The organism is Haemophilus sp. SZY H8, assembly GCF_018829755.1.
Taxonomy (GTDB): Bacteria; Pseudomonadota; Gammaproteobacteria; order Enterobacterales; family Pasteurellaceae; genus Haemophilus; species Haemophilus haemolyticus_K.
Genome location: NZ_JAHKJY010000001.1, coordinates 270,477 through 290,903 on the forward strand (window position 1 = coordinate 270,477; position 20,427 = coordinate 290,903).

General features: G+C 37.9%; 15 protein-coding genes and 4 tRNA genes. 11 read left to right on the forward strand and 8 right to left on the reverse strand.

Features of this window, described 5'->3' with window-relative positions:
• Nucleotides 1-95: 95 nt before the first annotated feature.
• The 3 genes from KKW16_RS01340 (at nt 96) to pgi (ending at nt 4,359) form a co-directional block, all read left to right on the forward strand.
• Nucleotides 96-1,511 (forward strand): replicative DNA helicase, encoded by a 1,416-nt coding sequence (locus KKW16_RS01340; protein ID WP_258182921.1) that lies wholly within the window; start codon nt 96-98, stop codon nt 1,509-1,511.
• 9 nt (nt 1,512-1,520) lie between these two features.
• On the forward strand, nt 1,521-2,603 hold the full coding sequence (gene alr, locus KKW16_RS01345) for an alanine racemase (protein WP_048954007.1): 1,083 nt from the start codon (nt 1,521-1,523) through the stop codon (nt 2,601-2,603).
• 106 nt (nt 2,604-2,709) lie between these two features.
• Nucleotides 2,710-4,359 (forward strand): glucose-6-phosphate isomerase, encoded by a 1,650-nt coding sequence (gene pgi, locus KKW16_RS01350; protein WP_048954008.1) that lies wholly within the window; start codon nt 2,710-2,712, stop codon nt 4,357-4,359.
• Nucleotides 4,360-4,431: 72 nt separating this feature from the next.
• Here pgi and KKW16_RS01355 read toward each other — a convergent pair whose 3' ends face one another.
• Nucleotides 4,432-6,279 carry a UDP-glucose:protein N-beta-glucosyltransferase gene (locus tag KKW16_RS01355; RefSeq protein WP_048954009.1) on the reverse strand — a complete coding sequence of 616 codons (1,848 nt, stop codon included), beginning with the start codon at nt 6,277-6,279 and terminating at the stop codon, nt 4,432-4,434.
• A 310-nt stretch (nt 6,280-6,589) separates the two neighbouring features.
• On the opposite strand from KKW16_RS01355, the gene fbp reads away from it, so the two are divergent.
• Nucleotides 6,590-7,594: a class 1 fructose-bisphosphatase gene (gene fbp / locus KKW16_RS01360; protein WP_048954010.1), complete on the forward strand. Its 1,005-nt coding sequence runs from the start codon at nt 6,590-6,592 to the stop codon at nt 7,592-7,594.
• A 215-nt stretch (nt 7,595-7,809) separates the two neighbouring features.
• Here the strand turns inward: fbp and KKW16_RS01365 are convergent.
• From KKW16_RS01365 to KKW16_RS01380, 4 genes are all read right to left on the reverse strand, one after another.
• A tRNA-Gln gene (locus tag KKW16_RS01365) sits at nt 7,810-7,884 on the reverse strand.
• A 46-nt stretch (nt 7,885-7,930) separates the two neighbouring features.
• Nucleotides 7,931-8,005: transfer RNA gene (locus tag KKW16_RS01370), tRNA-Gln, on the reverse strand.
• 28 nt (nt 8,006-8,033) lie between these two features.
• Nucleotides 8,034-8,118, reverse strand: a tRNA-Leu gene (locus KKW16_RS01375).
• Between the two features lie 5 nt (nt 8,119-8,123).
• Nucleotides 8,124-8,200 (reverse strand) — tRNA-Met (locus KKW16_RS01380).
• Nucleotides 8,201-8,546: 346 nt separating this feature from the next.
• Between KKW16_RS01380 and lysC the strand changes: the two genes are divergently transcribed.
• Nucleotides 8,547-9,899, forward strand: a complete 1,353-nt coding sequence (gene lysC, locus KKW16_RS01385; protein WP_215767820.1) for a lysine-sensitive aspartokinase 3 — start codon at nt 8,547-8,549, stop codon at nt 9,897-9,899.
• Nucleotides 9,900-10,027: 128 nt separating this feature from the next.
• Nucleotides 10,028-11,326: an adenylosuccinate synthase gene (purA, locus tag KKW16_RS01390; RefSeq protein WP_215767821.1), complete on the forward strand. Its 1,299-nt coding sequence runs from the start codon at nt 10,028-10,030 to the stop codon at nt 11,324-11,326.
• A 105-nt stretch (nt 11,327-11,431) separates the two neighbouring features.
• Here purA and KKW16_RS01395 read toward each other — a convergent pair whose 3' ends face one another.
• The 3 genes from KKW16_RS01395 to rsmI all read right to left on the reverse strand — a co-directional run bounded on the left by KKW16_RS01395 (nt 11,432) and on the right by rsmI (nt 14,507).
• A complete protein-coding gene (locus tag KKW16_RS01395) occupies nt 11,432-11,983 on the reverse strand; it encodes an NlpC/P60 family protein (RefSeq protein ID WP_215767822.1) in 552 nt (183 codons plus the stop codon).
• Between the two features lie 121 nt (nt 11,984-12,104).
• On the reverse strand, nt 12,105-13,553 hold the full coding sequence (gene tldD / locus KKW16_RS01400; protein ID WP_215767823.1) for a metalloprotease TldD: 1,449 nt from the start codon (nt 13,551-13,553) through the stop codon (nt 12,105-12,107).
• 102 nt (nt 13,554-13,655) lie between these two features.
• A complete protein-coding gene (gene rsmI / locus KKW16_RS01405) occupies nt 13,656-14,507 on the reverse strand; it encodes a 16S rRNA (cytidine(1402)-2'-O)-methyltransferase (RefSeq protein ID WP_140527564.1) in 852 nt (283 codons plus the stop codon).
• Between the two features lie 71 nt (nt 14,508-14,578).
• Between rsmI and KKW16_RS01410 the strand changes: the two genes are divergently transcribed.
• From KKW16_RS01410 to nrdA, 5 genes are all read left to right on the forward strand, one after another.
• A complete protein-coding gene (locus KKW16_RS01410) occupies nt 14,579-16,306 on the forward strand; it encodes a penicillin-binding protein activator (RefSeq protein ID WP_215767824.1) in 1,728 nt (575 codons plus the stop codon).
• Nucleotides 16,306-16,665, forward strand: coding sequence for a YraN family protein (locus KKW16_RS01415; protein WP_048954017.1), 360 nt, complete (start codon nt 16,306-16,308; stop codon nt 16,663-16,665). The genes KKW16_RS01410 and KKW16_RS01415 overlap by 1 nt, the downstream gene beginning before the upstream one ends.
• 12 nt (nt 16,666-16,677) lie before the next feature.
• Nucleotides 16,678-17,262, forward strand: a complete 585-nt coding sequence (locus KKW16_RS01420) for a D-sedoheptulose-7-phosphate isomerase (protein WP_111407279.1) — start codon at nt 16,678-16,680, stop codon at nt 17,260-17,262.
• A gap of 56 nt (nt 17,263-17,318) precedes the next feature.
• A complete protein-coding gene (dolP, locus tag KKW16_RS01425; protein WP_215767825.1) occupies nt 17,319-17,900 on the forward strand; it encodes a division/outer membrane stress-associated lipid-binding lipoprotein in 582 nt (193 codons plus the stop codon).
• Nucleotides 17,901-18,143: 243 nt separating this feature from the next.
• Entirely contained in the window at nt 18,144-20,414 is a 2,271-nt protein-coding gene (gene nrdA / locus KKW16_RS01430) for a class 1a ribonucleoside-diphosphate reductase subunit alpha (RefSeq protein ID WP_215767826.1), read from the forward strand.
• Nucleotides 20,415-20,427 lie beyond the last annotated feature (13 nt).

Below are 20,427 nucleotides of genomic sequence, written 5' to 3' on the forward strand. Positions count from 1 at the left end.
ATTTTCCCACCGTTTTTTATTTCCTTTTTCTACCGCACTTTTCACTTAAACCAAGTAGATATTTGCGGTATCATAGGCGACATTCTAGTATCGAAATAAGTCCTATGGCATCACAACCTCAAATCAAATCTTCTGACAAAAAAACGGCACAAATAAGCATTCCACCGCACTCACTTGAGGCTGAACAAGCCGTATTGGGTGGCATTATGCTGAGCAATCAACATTGGGATGGCATTGCTGAACGTGTGATTGCTGACGATTTTTATACTTTTCAGCATCGCCTAATTTTTACAGAAATGGAACATCTCATGCGTAATCAATCGCCTATTGATTTAATTACGCTAGATCAAGCCTTAAGAAGCCGTGGTGTAAGCGATGAAGTGGGGGGATTTGCCTATCTAGCAGAGCTTTCCAATAATACGCCGAATGCCATTAATATTTTGGCTTATGCGGATATTGTGAGAGAAAAAGCCATATTACGAGAACTTATTTCGGTAGGAAATCGCATTGCTGAAAATAGCTATTCTCCCAAAGGGCAAGACATCAAGTTAATTCTTGATGAGGCTGAGCGTGAAGTCTTTGCGATTGCAGAAAAACGGACAACTTCTAGCGAGGGCCCACAAAATGTGATCAATGTGCTGGAAAGTACTATTGAAAAAATCGATATTTTGAGCAAACTTGAAAATCATTCAGGCGTAACAGGCATTACGACTGGTTTCACTGATCTTGATAAAAAAACGGCAGGTTTACAGCCTTCTGACTTAATTATCGTTGCGGCACGTCCGTCAATGGGTAAAACTACTTTCGCTATGAACCTTTGCGAAAATGCCGCAATGGCAAGTGAAAAACCTGTTTTAGTATTTAGTTTGGAAATGCCAGCAGAACAAATTATGATGCGTATGATCGCATCGCTTGCTCGCGTTGATCAAACTAAAATTCGAACAGGTCAAAATTTAGATGAAATCGAGTGGAATAAAATTGCCAGCGTAGTTGGGATGTTCAAGCAAAAAAATAATCTTTATATTGATGACTCTTCAGGCCTAACGCCTACTGATGTTCGTTCCCGCGCACGCCGAGTTTATCGTGAAAATGGTGGATTAAGTATGATTATGGTGGATTATTTGCAATTAATGCGAGCACCAGCATTTTCAGATAACCGAACACTAGAAATCGCAGAAATTTCTCGCTCCCTCAAGTCGCTAGCCAAAGAATTACAAGTGCCAGTCATCGCCCTTTCTCAGTTAAATCGTACTTTAGAACAACGTGCAGACAAACGCCCTGTAAACTCGGATTTACGTGAATCAGGCTCCATTGAACAAGATGCAGACTTGATTATGTTTATTTATCGTGATGAAGTGTATAACGATAACTCGGAAGATAAAGGTGTTGCAGAAATTATTATTGGTAAGCAGCGTAACGGCCCAATTGGTCGAGTGCGGTTAAAATTTAATGGACAATTCTCACGCTTCGACAATCTCGCCGAACAACGTGAATATCATGATGATTATTAAGGAATAACAATGAATGTAAAACCGGCGACAGCGAAAATTAGTTCGCACGCCTTAAAACAAAATTTAGAAATAATTAAACAAAAAGCCCCAAATAGTAAAATCATCGCTGTGGTTAAAGCAAACGCCTATGGTCACGGCGTTGTATTCGTTGCTTCAACTTTAGAACAAAATGTTGATTGCTTTGGCGTGGCTCGTTTAGAAGAGGCTTTGGCATTACGTTCCAACGGAATTACTAAACCGATTTTATTGCTTGAAGGCTTTTTCAATGAACAGGATTTGCCCGTCTTAGCGGTCAATAATATCGAAACTACCGTACATAATCGTGAACAATTGGAAGCACTAAAACGTGCAAATTTACCAAGCCCAATTAAAGTTTGGTTAAAAATAGACACAGGCATGCATCGTTTAGGTGTGGCATTAGATGAAGTGGATTTTTTCTATAATGAACTTAAAAAACTTCCATATATTCAACCGCACTTAGGCTTTGTCAGCCATTTTAGCCGCGCTGATGAATTAGAATCCAATTATACCCAACTTCAAATCAACCGTTTTTTATCCGCCACAAAAGATAAACAAGGTGAACGTACTATTGCAGCGTCAGGCGGCATTCTTTTCTGGCCTGAATCTCATCTGGAATGTATCCGCCCAGGTATTATTATGTATGGTATTTCACCAACTGATACCGTCGGTGCTGAATTTGGTTTAACGCCAGTGATGAATTTAACTTCATCATTGATTGCTGTTCGCAACCATAAACAAGGTGAACCAGTTGGATACGGTGGCATTTGGACTAGTTCACATGATACAAAAATCGGCGTTGTGGCTATTGGCTATGGCGATGGATATCCTCGCGATGTTCCTGAAGGCACGCCTGTTTATTTGAATGGTCGTATTGTGCCAATCGTTGGAAGGGTTTCAATGGATATGTTAACCGTTGATTTAGGACCTGATAGCCAAGATCAAGTAGGTGATGAAGTCATTCTATGGGGTAAGGAATTGCCTATTGAAACCGTAGCTAAATTCACAGGAATTTTAAGCTATGAGCTAATTACAAAATTAACGCCGCGTGTTATAACTGAATATGTTGATTAATCTGTTAATCACTGCATTTTCTGAAAAGAGGGATTCACTCCCTCTCTAATAAAAATCCTAGAAAGTGCGGTTAAAATTTTGATTATTTTTAATGAAAGGAAATACCATGAAAAACATTAACCCGATTAACACCCATGCGTGGAAATCTCTCGAAGCACATAAAGCTGAATTGTCAAACACCACAATCCAAGATTTATTTAAACAAGAAAAAAATCGTTTTGATGATTATTCTTTAACATTCAATAACCAAATTCTTGTAGATTTTTCCAAAAATAACATCAACCAAATAACCCTTTCACTTCTTCGCCAACTTGCTCAAGAATGCGCTCTTGATAGCGCAAAAGAAGCCATGTTTACTGGTGAAAAAATCAATCGTACTGAAAATCGGGCTGTACTACATACCGCACTTCGAAATCGCGCTAATACTCCAGTGCTTGTTGATGGTAAAGATGTCATGCCTGAAGTCAATGCTGTGCTAGCTAAAATGAAAGATTTCTGTCAGCGTATTATTTCTGGCGAATGGAAAGGCTATACAGGCAAAGCGATTACTGATGTAGTGAATATTGGTATTGGTGGCTCTGATTTAGGTCCTTATATGGTAACCGAAGCGCTTCGCCCATATAAAAATCACCTAAATATGCACTTTGTTTCAAATGTCGATGGTACACATATTGCGGAAACCTTAAAAAAAGTCAATCCAGAAACGACTCTTTTCTTAGTGGCATCTAAAACGTTTACCACTCAAGAAACCATGACAAATGCACAAAGTGCACGTGATTGGTTACTGAAAGCAGCAAAAGATGAAACTGCGGTTGCAAAACATTTTGCAGCATTATCAACCAATGCTAAAGATGTAGAAAAATTTGGTATTGATACCAATAACATGTTTGAATTTTGGGATTGGGTTGGCGGTCGTTACTCTTTATGGTCAGCCATTGGTCTTTCAATTGCACTGTCAATTGGCTTTGAAAACTTTGAAGAGTTATTGAATGGCGCGCATGAAATGGATAAACATTTCCGCTCTACTCCAATTGAAAAAAATATTCCAACCACTTTAGCATTAGTTGGTTTATGGAATACCAATTTCCTTGGTGCACAAACAGAAGCGATCTTACCTTATGATCAATATTTACATCGCTTTGCGGCTTATTTCCAACAAGGTAATATGGAATCAAATGGTAAATATGTGGATCGTGATGGAAATGTCATTAACAATTACCAAACTGGCCCTATCATTTGGGGAGAACCAGGTACAAACGGACAACATGCGTTCTATCAATTAATTCACCAAGGCACTACTTTAATTCCTTGTGATTTTATCGCACCGGCTCAAAGCCATAACCCATTGGCAGATCATCACAATAAATTGCTTTCTAACTTCTTCGCACAAACAGAAGCATTAGCATTCGGAAAAACAAAAGAGGAAGTCGAGACTGAATTTGTAAAAGCAGGTAAATCTTTAGATAATGTAAAAAATATTGTTCCATTTAAAGTGTTCACTGGTAATAAACCGACTAATTCGATTCTCGTTCAAAAAATCACGCCATTTACTTTAGGGGCATTAATTGCTATGTATGAACATAAAATCTTCGTACAAGGTGTGATTTTCAATATCTTTAGCTTCGATCAATGGGGTGTAGAACTAGGCAAACAACTTGCAAACAGAATTCTTCCTGAATTAACAGATTCTGAAAAAGTAGCAAGTCATGACAGTTCAACCAATGGGTTAATTAATCAATTTAAATCATGGCGTTAGTTTTTTAATATATAAATAATCTGCACTCTAATTACTGATAGATAATCAGATTTTTAAAGTGCAGATTAATAATTATAATTTTAATTCATTTACTCTCTCTAATAGTACTCTCCCCAGAGGACTTGGATCGCCTATAAAAAGTGTATTCAATCTATTATTTTCGATAATGTGTTGACGTAATTTAAGTCGTTCTCTATGATTTTCTGCAAGACTAACAGCACAATCAATGTATTCATCTATAGTTTTAGCTATAAGCCATTCAGGTAAACCTAAACGTTTAAATAAACCTTCATCAATATGCTCATGTACTTCTATACCAGTTTTACAAACGCCTACTAAGCCCAAAGTAACCATATCAATGATGCCATTGGTATTGCCAAATGGAAATGGATTTAACATCATATCGCATTGACCTAAAATATTGAGATATTGATGATAAGGCGCATGAGCATAAGCTGTTGCACTATCCCCTAAATAGCTCTCAATAAACCACTTAACATAGGGATGGGTGATACCTAAAGATTGACCTAAAGCAAAGTGAAAATGTATTTTTACTTTAGCTCTATCCCGAATCTCTCGTAGAGTCTCAAGAAATTTAGGGTTCATTTTCATTGTCGTTGCAGCAATACCAATATTGACAATCTCTGGATCTTCTCTAAGTAAATAGTCTACTTTTTCTGGCGCTAATGCTGATGGTACATAAGGTAATGAATCTTTTGGTAAACGTATTAAGGTTTCACTAAAACAATTTTCCGATCCCACATAATCATCCTCTACAATTACATATTCAATAAAATCAGAATATGTAGTTGCAGGGTGCCCTAGCGCAATCGCTTGAATTGGAGCAAGACGTGTATTACTTGCAAAAATGGTGATTAAATCCATCCCAATACTTGGCATATAAAACACTGCCGCACCATATTCTTCACATGTCCGACGAATAAACTCAAGATTCTTTAGAATACTATTCCCTTCAAGTTGAAAAAACTCATCAAATACATCACGCCCAGCTTTATCAACCTCTTTTCTCCCGATGCCAATTAAATAAAATCGTTCACGAGCGGCAATCATGGAAGTTGAATGAGTACGGTAAATTGAATGAGCTGAATTAAAATGCTCTAGTAATACAATCATTACTGGCTTATCATTATAACGCCCCAAAGAAATTATCTTACGATCTTCCCACCCCTGAGCTAATAAATGCCCCCGAATTACTTTATTTAAAGCTCGCTTTACATAGTGTTTATTACTTGCAAAATCATAACTACAATGCATATAAACATCATGAGAAATACCTGAAGGTAATTCATCTAAATTCTCAAACTCTGCTAATTTTTCAGGAAACCACTGTAAAATAGCAGCTCTCTTATTAAATGCCGTACTTGTTCCAATAAAACGAGGTGATTGCAATGCAAAACAAAGTGAAGCACAAAGAGCTTTGTTAATTCCCCAGAGTGCATTTAAATCTACATTAATATTTGATTCTGGCAAATATAAAATACAGAATTTTGCGAATGACGAAAAATCAGTCTTTAAACACATATCACCTTTAGGATCAGGATTAATATTATAAGTTCTTAAAATATGATCTGCATTAACATAAGGGGAGGTTGAAAAAATCATTGTCAACCAACGTTGTAAAGTAATAAAACGCAGTGCTCCACTTTCTGAAATATGTAAATCAGGATCTATAAATAAATTAGTTACTGCATTTGCAACGCGTGTACAAAAATACGTCAAATGTTTTTCCGATAAATCAGAAAGCTGTTTTGGATAATCGAATTGTATTCCTTCAATTCCACCAAAATTACAATCAAGTTTAGTTAAAATTTTTATAAGTTCTAAACAAGCTAGTTCATAATTTTTAGCTGAGATTTCTTGTTCTAAACGATTAACACTAGGTAGAATTTCTTCTGACATATATATCCTTCTTACATTAATCAATATTATGTTCTCGTTATATTTTTACCATTCTATTGAAATCTTAAGATGAAATAAATAAAAATTCATAGACTATAAAAATACAGTACCCATTATAGTAATAAATTTTATTATTGAAAAATTGACTAATTGTAGATTAAATATATCTATAATGATTGATTGACCATTATAGCCTGTTTGATTAAATGTTACTAATATGTGATCTTGATCACATTTTTACACTCTTTCATTAGCATTATTTTCACTAGTTTTCTATAATTAAGTCATAATTAAAGACTAAAGGAAAATTATGAAAACATTAAGTGAATTTATTGTAGAACGGCAAGCTGAATACCCTAATGCAAAAGGGGAGTTAAGTGGAATTTTATCGTCAATACGATTACTTGCTAAAATTATCCATCGTGATATCAATAAAGCGGGCCTAACTAATATCCTTGGACAATCAGGTATAGAAAATGTGCAAGGTGAAAGCCAAATGAAGCTAGATTTATTTGCACACAATACAATGAGAGCAGCCTTAATGGCACGAGAAGAAGTCGCAGGATTTGCATCAGAGGAAGAAGAAAGCTTTATCGCTTTCGATACAGAACGTGGTCGCAATGCAAAATATATTATATTGACAGATCCTCTTGATGGTTCATCTAATATTGATGTAAATGTATCTGTCGGAACAATTTTCTCTATTTATCGTAGAGTTTCACCAATTGGTACACCAGTAACATTAGAAGATTTCTTACAACCTGGGAATAAACAAGTTGCTGCTGGTTATATTGTTTATGGTTCATCAACAATGTTAGTATATACCACTGGTAACGGAGTTAACGGATTTACCTATGATCCATCAATCGGCACATTTTGCCTTTCTCACGAAAATATGCAAATGCCAAAAGATGGACGTATTTATTCTATTAATGAGGGACAATATTTGAAATTTCCTCAAGGTGTAAAAAAATATATCAAATATTGTCAAGAAGAAGACAGAACCACTAACCGTCCTTATGCATCTCGCTACATTGGATCGCTTGTTGCTGATTTCCATCGCAACTTACTTAAAGGTGGAATTTATATTTACCCAAGTGCAACTAATTACCCGAATGGTAAATTACGCCTACTTTATGAAGGTAATCCTATAGCCTTCTTAGCTGAACAAGCAGGAGGAATTGCGAGTGATGGTTATCGTAGAATTTTAGATATAAAACCAACTGCACTTCATGAACGAATCCCATTATTTGTGGGTTCAGAGAAAATGGTGAAAAAAGCGCAAGAAATGATGGAAGAATTTAAAGAAAATTAAGAGATCTTTCATCAAATCCTTTTTATTTCTTAATCTTAATATAAATGGGAGGAGGACATCCTCCCATATTATTTTCAACATCAGATGAGCTTGAATACAACTGATCTAGATAACAATATAATCTATTTTATGACTATCTTACTTACTAAATCTATAAAAATAAATTATTTGTTTAGCTTAGTGAACAATATCAAATAGTAATAGTACAGGAAATATGGCTGGGGTACTAGGATTCGAACCTAGGGATGCCGAGATCAAAACCCGGTGCCTTACCGCTTGGCGATACCCCAACAGAGAAATCTTTGATTAGATATAAAGAAGATTTATTTGATAGTATGGCTGGGGTACTAGGATTCGAACCTAGGGATGCCGAGATCAAAACCCGGTGCCTTACCGCTTGGCGATACCCCAACTACTATTTGACTTACAAAGCGATAAATGGTGCGGGACGAGGGACTTGAACCCACACACCTCTCGGCGCCAGAACCTAAATCTGGTGCGTCTACCAATTTCGCCAGTCCCGCAAATCTGGTGGCTACAGCGAGATTCGAACTTGCGACCCCAACATTATGAGTGTTGTGCTCTAACCAACTGAGCTATGTAGCCATTACCTTAATTTGCCTAACCATATCGGCTTTGCGGGGCGTATTATGCTGATTTTAAGAGACCTCGTCAAATACTTTTTTGAAAAAATTTGTGTTTCTATGTTTATTTGATTATTAAAAAAACACTTTACTTGTTTTTTACACGTTTGCAGTTTGTATTGTAAGCATTCCTATTCTGGGTATCCAATTTTTTATTTTTTCATATTCATATATAAATTTTATTTATATTATGATTAAAAAAAGGGCACTTTTTCATTTGTCAATAAAATCTATTTGACAAAAAATGCCTAAATCGTTATTTCTATACCCACTATTCTAAAAAAATCACAACATCTTAGGAGTACCTTATGTCCCATCTCTCAGTCGCCAAATTTGGCGGAACATCTGTAGCCAACCACGCCGCAATGACAGCTTGCGCCAAAATTGTCATCGCAGATCCAAATACACGCGTAGTCGTGCTTTCTGCATCAGCTGGCGTGACGAATTTATTAGTCGCTTTAGCAAATGGTGTAGAAGCGACAGAACGTGAAAAATTAATTGGTGAAATCCGTCAAATTCAAGAGAATATTTTGAATGAATTAAAAGACGACAGTCTAGTTCGTCCGATTATTGAAAAATATCTTGAAAATATTACCGCACTTTCTGAAGCTGCAAGCCTTGCAACCTCTCCCGCATTAACCGATGAACTCATCAGCCACGGTGAAATGATGTCAACTCAAATCTTTATTGAGATTTTACGTGAACAAAACGCATCGGCCACTTGGATTGACGTACGTACAATTGTTGCAACCAATAACCATTTTGGTAAAGCTGCGCCGAATGATGAACAAACTCAATCAAACAGCGATAGCATTTTGAAACCATTAATCGACCGAGGTGAATTAGTCATCACCCAAGGTTTTATCGGGCGTGAACCAAGCGGTAAAACAACCACATTAGGCCGTGGCGGTAGCGACTACTCTGCTGCCTTGTTAGCCGAAGTATTAAATGCAAAAGACGTTTTAATTTGGACTGATGTTGCAGGCATTTACACAACCGATCCACGCATTGTTCCAGCTGCACAACGCATCGACACAATGAGCTTTGCTGAAGCAGCTGAAATGGCAACCTTTGGCGCAAAAGTGCTACATCCAGCCACATTACTCCCTGCAGTTCGCAGCAATATCCCCGTTTATGTGGGGTCAAGTAAAGCCCCAGAAGCGGGCGGAACTTGGGTCACTCGTGATCCTCAACCTCGTCCAACTTTCCGTGCAATTGCTCTACGCCGAGATCAAACTTTACTTACGCTTTCCAGCTTAAGTATGCTGCATGCGCAAGGTTTCTTAGCGAATGTATTTAACATTTTGGCTAAACACAAAATTTCAGTGGATACTATCACTACATCAGAAGTGAGCGTTGCATTGACATTAGATAAAACAGGCTCCGCATCTTCAGGAGCAGAATTACTTTCAACCGAATTGTTAGATGAACTTCGTCAATATTGTTCAGTGAAAGTCGATACTGGATTATCATTAGTTGCATTAATCGGCAATGATTTACATACTGCAACAGGTGTAGCAAAAGGAATTTTTGATACTCTTGAGCCTTATAACGTAAGAATGATTAGCTATGGTGCAAGCACCAACAATATTTGTATGCTCGTGCAAAGTGAACATGCTGACGAAGTCGTTCGTTCATTACACAAATCCTTATTTGAATAAAGTCTACCCCCAAAGTGCGGTTAAAAATCACCGCACTTTTTCTTTTATATCATTGAGATTAAAGCAGAAAAAGAGTAAAGTAAACAGCTGTTCATTTGACTAATTTAACCGAATAAAAGGCGGAAATTATGGGAAAAAGTGTTGTTATCTTAGGCGCTCAATGGGGCGATGAAGGTAAAGGGAAAATCGTCGATCTTCTGACGGATCGCGTAAAATACGTAGTTCGTTACCAAGGCGGTCACAACGCAGGGCACACACTTATCATTAATGGAGAAAAAACTGTGTTGCGTTTAATTCCATCTGGTATGTTACATCCAAACGTAACTTGCTTAATTGGTAATGGCGTTGTGGTTTCACCTGAAGCATTAATGACAGAAATGGGCGAACTTGAAAGCCGTGGTATTAAAGTTCGTGAACGTTTATTAATTTCTGAAGCTTGTCCTTTAATCTTGCCTTATCATGTGGCTATGGATCACGCCCGTGAAGCTGCACTTGGCAAAAAAGCTATCGGTACAACTGGTCGTGGTATTGGGCCAGCTTATGAAGATAAAGTGGCTCGTCGTGGTTTACGCGTAGGCGATTTATTTGATAAAGAAGCCTTTGCCGAAAAACTCAAAAATATCCTTGAATACTATAATTTCCAATTGGTGAACTATTACAAAGTTGAGCCTGTCGATTATCAAAAAACCTTAGATGATGTAATGGCAATTGCCGATGTAATCACTGGTATGGTGGCAGACATCACTACAATTCTTGATACTGCACGCAAAAATAGTGAGCACATTTTATTTGAAGGTGCACAAGGTACTATGTTGGATATCGACCACGGTACTTATCCGTATGTAACCAGTTCAAATACAACAGCTGGTGGTGTTGCAACAGGTTCTGGTTTTGGCCCGCGTAACTTAGACTATGTACTTGGTATCATCAAAGCTTACTGTACTCGTGTAGGGGGTGGCCCATTCACAACTGAATTATTTGATGATGTGGGTGCTGAAATTGCGCGTAAAGGTAATGAATTTGGCGCGGTAACAGGCCGTCCACGTCGTTGCGGTTGGTTCGATGCCGTCGCCATTCGCCGTGCAATTCAACTTAACTCTATTTCTGGCTTCTGTATGACCAAACTGGACGTATTAGATGGTTTTGATGAAATAAAAATCTGTGTTGCATACAAAATGCCAAATGGTGAAATCGTTGAATATGCGCCATTAGCAGCGAAAGATTGGGAAGGTGTAGAACCTATTTATGAAACATTACCAGGTTGGAAAGAAAATACTTTCCGCATCACAGATGTAAATAAATTGCCACAAAACTGCATTAACTATATTAAACGTATTGAAGAAGTAACTGGCGTACCAATTGATATTCTTTCAACAGGTCCTGATCGTGTAGAAACCATGATTTTACGTGATCCATTTGCAGAATAATGAAAATGGCGAATGTAAATACTTTATTTACATTCGCCTTTATTATTTTATTAAATATAAATACTATTATGTAAAAAATGAACTAAATATTCATTTCTTTCTATACTACATAATACGACGAGATTGTGTATAAACTCTCGCCCAATAATCTTCATCAAGAGAACTAATAGTCACTCCCTGACTTGTACTTGCGTGCATAAATTGATTGTTACCAATATAAACACCGACATGGTTATTTTTACGGAAGAATACTAAATCGCCTTTTTTCAACTCTGATTTACTAATTTGTTTACCTAAATAACGTTGTTCAGCTGTAGAACGAGGTAACTCAATGCCAAATGCTTCAGAAAAAGTCGTTTGCATAAATGCAGAACAATCAATACCACGTTTAGTTGTGCCACCCATACGATAAGCGGTTCCCACCCATTCATTATACACACCAGCTAAAGCCTTATCACCCATCAATGCAGATGAACGGTTTGTTCTCACTTTATGGAAAATCCCTGAACGATTACCTTTTTCTAAATTACTAATCAAACCCGTTAATTGAGCATCATCACTCTCTGAAATAACCTGATGATTTACCGTTCGTGGACCATTAGAACAAGCGGTTGCGAGTGTCGCTAAACCAATAATAACTAAAATTCTTTTTAACATAATTTAAAATAATTAAAAGATATAGAACAAAACTCTGCCCGAGACTATCAAAATTTGAATAAGATTGCCAGTAAAAATCCAATTTTAATAGGATTTTTGTGATCTTTTGCACAATTTTGGTTTAATTTGTACCACCAACAGTAATTTCATCAATTTTTAGTGAGGGCTGTCCAACACCGACTGGCACACTTTGCCCCTCTTTACCACAAACCCCGATACCTAAATCGAGTTCTGATTTATCTGCAACCATAGAAATTTTTTGCATCACTTCAATACCGCTACCGATTAAAGTTGCGCCCTTCACAGGTTTCGTGATTTTTCCTTTTTCAATTAAATAAGCTTCTGAAGTAGAAAATACAAATTTACCAGACGTAATATCCACTTGCCCACCACCAAAGTGCGGTGCATAAATCCCCTGTTCTACAGAAGCAATCAAATCATCAAACTGACTTTGTCCAGCAAGCATATAGGTGTTAGTCATTCTAGGCATTGGTAAATGGGCATAAGACTCACGACGGCCATTCCCCGTTGGCGCCACGCCCATCAAACGGGCATTCATTTTATCTTGCATGTAACCTTGCAAGATCCCATCTTTGATGAGTACATTGCATTGGCTTGGCACACCTTCATCATCAATAGTTAATGAACCTCGACGATTCTCAATCGTGCCATCATCCACGATCGTACATAATGGTGAAGTCACTTGTTCACCAATCTTGCCTGTGAAAAGTGAACTTTCTTTACGGTTAAAATCACCTTCTAAACCGTGCCCTACCGCCTCGTGTAACAACACACCGGGCCAACCAGCACCTAATACAACTGGCATTAATCCTGCTGGTGCTGCAACAGCACTAAGGTTTACTAAAGCTTGACGAACCGCTTCTTTAGCAAATTGTACTGCTCTAATATCGCCATCAATCACTTCAAAGAACCACTCTAAACCAAAACGCCCACCAGAACCACAACTGCCTCGTTCTCGTTTGCCATTTTCTTCTACTAACACAGAAATAGATAAGCGAACTAAAGGACGAATATCTGCAGCTAGCGTACCATCCGTCGCCATAACTAATACTTCTTCATAAACGGAACTAAGGCTTGCTGATACGCGGGTTACGCGATGATCTTCTGCGCGTGCTGTACGATCAACCAAATGTAATAGCTCAATTTTTTTCTCTTTAGTCAAACTTTCCAAAGGATTAATCGCTGCATAACGAGCAATAGGATTTACAACATTAAAAGCGGATGGCGAAATCAAATTCCCCTGTTTGACTTGTGCAATTCCCTTTACCGCCTCCGCACATTGCTGCAAAGAAGCAAGATTAATTTGATCGGCATAAGCAAAGCCTGTTTTCTCACCAGAAACTGCTCGCACGCCAACACCACGATCAATATGAAAACCGCCTTCTTTTATAATGCCATCTTCCAATACCCAACTTTCATCTTGGCTAAGTTGAAAATACAAATCAGCATAGTCAATATTACGATGCGACATCATGTCGAAAATATTGAGCAATGCTTTAGTTGAAAGATTACTTGGTGTTAGTAATGTATTTGAAACTTGGTTTAACATATTTTTTCCAGTCTAAAAGTAAATATCTTGTAAGAACTTGTGTCCGTTTGGTGCAACAGCACAGATTAAAATTGGATGAATAAAGTGCGGTTAATTTTGAGGTTATTTTTCCAAATGCGCTAATCCAAATTGATACAAAGCATTCTTCTTATAACCATACAACTCAGCAACAATAGCGGCCGCTTTTTTTAGCGGTAATTCTTCTGCAATTAATTCAAGTGCCTTCATCGCTTGTGGGGAGATTTCATCGTTATTGTCAGACTTTGGTTTACCTTCCACAATCAAAACCATCTCGCCTTTTGTACGATTGGGATCTCCTAAAAGCCATTCTCGTAAATTTTTAATCGTATTACCCGTAATCGTTTCCCAAGTTTTAGTAATTTCGCGGGCTAACACAATATATCTTTCTTCCCCTAACACCGATTGCATATCTTCTAATGTATCTAAAATACGGTGAGTGGATTCATAAAAAATCAAAGTGCGGTCTTCTTCGGCGATATTTTCTAATTTATCTTTGCGGGCTTTACTTTTCGCAGGTAAAAAACCTTCAAAACAAAATCTATCAGAAGCAATCCCTGATGCGCAAAGTGCGGTAATTGCCGCACATGCCCCTGGTAAAGGAACAACACGAATGCCTGCTTCACGGCATTGGCGTACTAAATGAAAACCAGGATCGCTAATTAATGGCGTCCCAGCATCAGAAATTAAAGCGATATTGCTACCTTGCTTGAGTTTTTCTACCAAAATATGTGCTTTTTCTTGTTCATTGTGATCATGCAAAGCAAAAAAGGGCTTTTTGATACCATAATGGCTTAATAAAAGGCCACTATGACGAGTATCTTCTGCTGCAATTAAATCCACTTGAGCAAAAGTATCTAAAGCACGCTGGGTAATATCCTGTAAATTGCCAATCGGAGTGGCAACAATGTATAAAATTCCGGTTAAATCAGTCATTTTTGTTTGCTTTTAAGTTATGAGATAAGTAAGATCTGCCACAACTATTGTCTGTTCATGATGGAGCAAGAATGTCTATTCTATTACAAGGCGGACGTTTTAAAAAACGTTTAATGCCAATTTTATTGTCAATGGCCTTAGCTGGCTGTTCAAATCTACTTGGCAGCAGTTTTACGCAAACTTTACAACAAGATGCGAATGCAAGTTCTGAATTTTATATGAATAAATTAGGACAAGCACAAGAACTTGAAGATCAACAAACCTATAAATTGCTCGCGGCTCGCGTATTAATCAGTGAAAATAAAGTTGAACAATCTGAAGCTTTATTAAGTGAGTTAGGTGAATTAAATGACGCGCAAAAATTAGATCGTGCATTAATTGAAGCGAGAATTTCTGCTGCAAAAAACGCCAATGAAGTCGCTCAAAATCAATTACGTGCATTGGATTTAAATAAATTAAGCCCGTCACAAAAATCTCGTTATTACGAGACCTTAGCGGTTGTTGCAGAGAACCAAAAAGATATCATTGAGGCCGTCAAAGCGCGAATAAAAATTGATGAAAATTTAACAGATGTACAACGTCGCCAAGATAATGTTGATAAAACTTGGGCATTGTTACGTTCATCAAATACTGGCGTAATCAATAATGCTTCAGATGAAGGCAACGCAGCTTTAGGTGGTTGGTTAACCTTAATCAAAACCTACAATGATTATATTCGTCAACCCGTTCAATTAAGCCAAGCATTACAAAGTTGGAAAAATGCTTATCCAAATCATGCAGCCGCAACGTTGTTCCCAAAAGAATTGCTTACATTGCTTAATTTCCAACAAACGAATGTGTCACAAATTGGTTTATTATTGCCATTAAGTGGTGACGGACAAATTCTTGGTACCACCATTCAATCGGGTTTCAACGATGCGAAAGGTAACTCAACCATTCCCGTGCAAGTATTTGATACCTCAATGAATTCTGTACAAGATATCATTGCGCAAGCGAAACAAGCGGGAATTAAAACGTTAGTTGGCCCCTTACTAAAACAAAATCTTGATGTAATTTTGGCGGACCCAGCACAAATTCAAGGTATGGATGTGCTTGCATTAAACGCTACACCAAATTCTCGTGCAATTGCTCAACTTTGCTATTATGGACTTTCACCAGAAGATGAAGCAGAATCAGCGGCAAATAAAATGTGGAATGATGGAATTCGTAGTCCACTCGTCGCCATGCCTCAAAATGATTTAGGGCAACGCGTAGGCAATGCCTTTAACGTACGTTGGCAACAACTTGCTGGTGTCGATGCGAATGTTCGTTATTATAATCTACCTGCTGATGTCACCTACTTTTTACAACAAAATGGTGAAAATACAACCGCACTTTATGTGGTCGCCAATCCAGATGAACTGGTCGAAATGAAAGGCTATTTAACGAATAGTGCACCCAATTTACGTATTTATGCGAGCTCACGCTCAAGCTCCAATACCACAAGCAGCAATCCTGAGTTTGTCGCTCAAATGAATGGTGTTCAATTTAGTGATATTCCATTTTTTAAAGAAACCAATTCACCACAATATCAAAAACTCGCTAAAACAACTGGCGGTGAATATCAATTAATGCGTTTATATGCAATGGGGGCGGATGCTTGGTTACTCATCAATCAATTTAATGAATTGCGCCAAGTACCAGGATATCGCTTAAGTGGTTTAACCGGCATTTTAAGTGCGGGTACAAATTGTAATGTTGAACGCGATATGACTTGGTATCAATATCAAAATGGTGCAATTGTACCGGTCGCAAACTAATGTTTTCTTTAAAACGTCAACAAGGGGCGAGCTTTGAGCATCAAGCTCGCCTTTTTTTAGAATCAAAAGGCTTAAAATTTATTGCGGCTAATCAAAATTTCAAATGTGGTGAACTTGATCTTATTATGAATGACAAAGGAACCATCGTTTTTGTTGAAGTTCGCCAGCGTTCTAATCATGCCTTTGGCTCGGCAATAGAAAGCGTAGATTGGCAAAAACAACAAAAATGGTTAGATGCGGCAAATTTATGGCTAATGAAACAAAACATGAGTTTAGAAGACGCCGATTGTCGTTTTGATTTAATCGCCTTTGGCAAAACGCCCCAAGATATTCAATGGATTCCTAATTTTCTCGATTAATGGCTTTTTATAATGTTACAAAAAGTAAAAGATATTTATAGCGAAAGTATTCAAATTCAAATTGCTGCGTCTAGTATGCTTTCAGAAAATATTGCTAACGCTACCCAAATGGTGATGCAATGTTTGCTAGGTGGAAATAAAGTGATCGCTTGTGGTGTGTCGCGCTCTTATGCCAATGCGCAATTTCTCGTATCTAACTTACTTAATCGATACGATTTAGCAAGACCAAGTTTTCCCTCTGTGCTCTTAAGTTTAGAAAGTGCGGTGGGTTCTTCTCTTGTTTTTGAACACTCGCCTGAGGAATTATATTGTCATCAATTTAATGCCATTGCCAAACCAGGTGACTTACTTATTGCTTTTGCACCTTTGGGAACAGAGAAAATTGTACTAAACACTATTTCTCATGCAGTAAATAAAGAAATTAATGTCATTGCACTCACTGGCTCTAATAACGATGCAATTCAAGGAATTTTAGCTGATAGTGATTTAGAAATATCGATTCCGGCGACAAAAGAAAGTCGAGTCCTAGAAAACCATCTTTTTGTTATCAATGCCCTTTGTGAATTAGTCGACCATACGTTATTCCCAAGTGCTTGACAGCACAATAAATCAATTTCAAACTAGCAGTAATTTAATCTCAAAAGGAGTTAATTATGACATTATCCCCGTTAAAAAAACTGGCTATCGTGCTTAGCACAACATTCTTTTTACAAGGCTGTATCGTTGCCGCTCTAGGTGGTGGCGCAGCAGCAGCTAAAGTCGGTACCGATCCTCGAACAGCTGGCACACAAGTTGATGACGAAACACTCGAATTCAAAGTCGAAAATGCTGTTGAAAAAGATGCTCAAATCAAAACTGAAGGTCGTATAAATGCCGTATCTTACAATGGTCGAGTACTTTTAATCGGTCAAGTTCCTAATAGTGGTGTAAAAGACACTGCCGCAGATCTTGCAAAAGGCGTTGAAGGTGTCAATGACGTTTATAACGAGCTGACTGTTGGCCCGAAAATCTCTTTTGCACAAATCAGCAAAGACAGTTGGATTACCACTCAAGTTAAATCAAAAATGTTAGTCGATGGTCGAGTTAAAGCAACCGATGTTAAAGTTATTAGCGAAAATGGAGAAGTTTTCCTACTCGGTACAGTGACTCACGCTCAAGCTGATGCCGCTGCAGATATTGCAAGTAAAATCAGTGGCGTGCAAAAAGTAATTAAAGTTTTCAAATATCTCAACTAATCTTTAAAGTGCGGTAAAAATTCAACGAATTTCAACCGCACTTTTCTCATTTTTACAAGTAAAAAATTTGATTTTTTGCTCTTCGAAAAAACCGTTTATTTTTAAATAGGTTACCTATTGTCAATAATTCAAGCAAAAAATTTATTGCTTGATCTCTAGCAAAAAACACATTACCTTGTGCGTAATTTTATTAAAAACACTATATCTTGTGTTTAACATTGCCATAATAACAAGGGTCGTACAATGAATAAAAGCTTAATGGTAACCAAGCGTGATGGCACGCAGGAACAAATCAATCTTGATAAAATCCACCGTGTGATTACGTGGGCTGCAGAAGGACTGGAGAATGTGTCCGTCTCACAAGTGGAATTGCGTTCTCACATTCAGTTTTATGAAGGCATTCGTACTTCAGACATTCACGAAACCATTATTAAAGCAGCTGCGGACTTAATCAGCAAAGATTCTCCGGATTATCAATACCTTGCTGCGCGCCTTGCGGTGTTCCATTTGCGTAAAAAGGCTTACGGTCATTTCGATCCGCCGCGTTTATACGATCACGTCAAAAAATTAGTGCGCATGGGAAAATACGATCATGCCTTATTGGATGATTATACCCGCGAAGAATGGGATGAAATGGACAATTTCATCGACCATTGGCGTGATATGACGTTCTCTTATGCTGCCGTAAAACAATTAGAAGGTAAGTATTTAGTTCAAAACCGTGTGACGGGTGAAATCTACGAATCAGCACAATTCCTCTATTTACTCGTTGCCGCCAGTTTATTCTCTAAATATCCAAAAGAAACGCGTTTGGATTATGTAAAACGTTTCTACGATGCAACATCCACCTTCAAAATCTCATTACCAACGCCAATTATGGCGGGAGTGCGTACACCAACTCGTCAATTCAGCTCTTGCGTATTAATTGAATGTGATGACAGCTTAGATTCAATCAATGCAACGGCATCAGCTATTGTGAAATATGTTTCACAACGTGCGGGGATTGGTATTAATGCAGGTGCAATTCGTGCACTAGGCAGTGAGATTCGTGGCGGTGAAGCATTCCATACGGGTTGTATTCCATTCTATAAATATTTCCAAACTGCAGTGAAATCTTGCTCACAGGGTGGCGTTCGTGGCGGTGCTGCGACACTTTATTACCCAATTTGGCACTTAGAAGCAGAAAGCTTACTTGTGTTAAAAAATAACCGTGGTGTAGAAGACAACCGTGTTCGTCATATGGATTATGGCGTCCAATTAAACAAATTAATGTATCAACGCTTAATTAAAGGCGGCGAGATTACTTTATTCAGTCCATCAGATGTACCTGGACTTTATGAAGCATTCTTTGCGGATCAAGACAAATTTGAAGAACTTTACGTAAAATACGAACAAGATCCAACTATCCGCAAACGTACTGTCAAAGCCGTTGAGATTTTCTCTTTATTAATGCAAGAACGTGCATCAACAGGCCGTATCTACATTCAAAACGTAGACCACTGTAATACTCACTCGCCGTTTGATCCACAAGTGGCACCAGTTCGCCAATCTAACTTATGTTTAGAAATCGCGTTACCAACGAAGCCACTTCAGCACATTAATGATGAAAATGGAGAAATCGCACTTTGTACCCTTTCCGCATTTAACTTAGGTAAGATTGAAAACTTAGATGAATTAGAAGAACTTGCCGATCTTGCAGTGCGTTCACTTGATGCATTATTAGATTATCAAGATTACCCTGTGGTGGCGGCAAAACGTAGTTCGCTTGCTCGTCGTTCATTAGGTATCGGTGTAATTAACTATGCCTATTATCTTGCGAAAAATGGTGTTCGTTATTCTGATGGTTCAGCTAATGATTTAACTCACCGCACTTTTGAAGCCATTCAATACTATTTATTAAAAGCCTCTATGAACTTAGCCAAAGAGCAAGGTGCTTGCGAATACTTCAATGAAACCACTTATGCAAAAGGCATTTTACCTATTGATACCTATAAGAAAGATTTAGATGCCTTAACACAAGAGCCTCTACATTATGATTGGGAAAGTTTGCGTAAAGATATTCAAGAATTTGGTTTACGTAACTCAACATTAACCGCCTTAATGCCATCGGAAACCTCATCGCAAATTTCAAATGCGACCAATGGTATTGAGCCACCGCGTGGTCATGTAAGTATTAAAGCGTCAAAAGATGGCATCCTAAAACAAGTTGTACCTGAGTACGAAAACTTAAGCGACAACTACGAATTACTTTGGGATATCCCAAGCAATGACGGCTACTTACACCTAGTCGGTATTATGCAAAAATTCGTAGACCAAGCGATCTCCGCCAACACCAACTACGATCCAAAACGTTTTGAAGATGGTAAAGTACCAATGAAAGTGTTGTTAAAAGATCTTTTAACCGCTTACAAATACGGCTTAAAAACCCTTTACTACCAAAACACCCGTGACGGTGCCGAAGATGCTCAAGAAGATCTTGATGACAGCTGTGTTGGTGGGGCTTGTAAGATTTAATGGGTAGCAATCC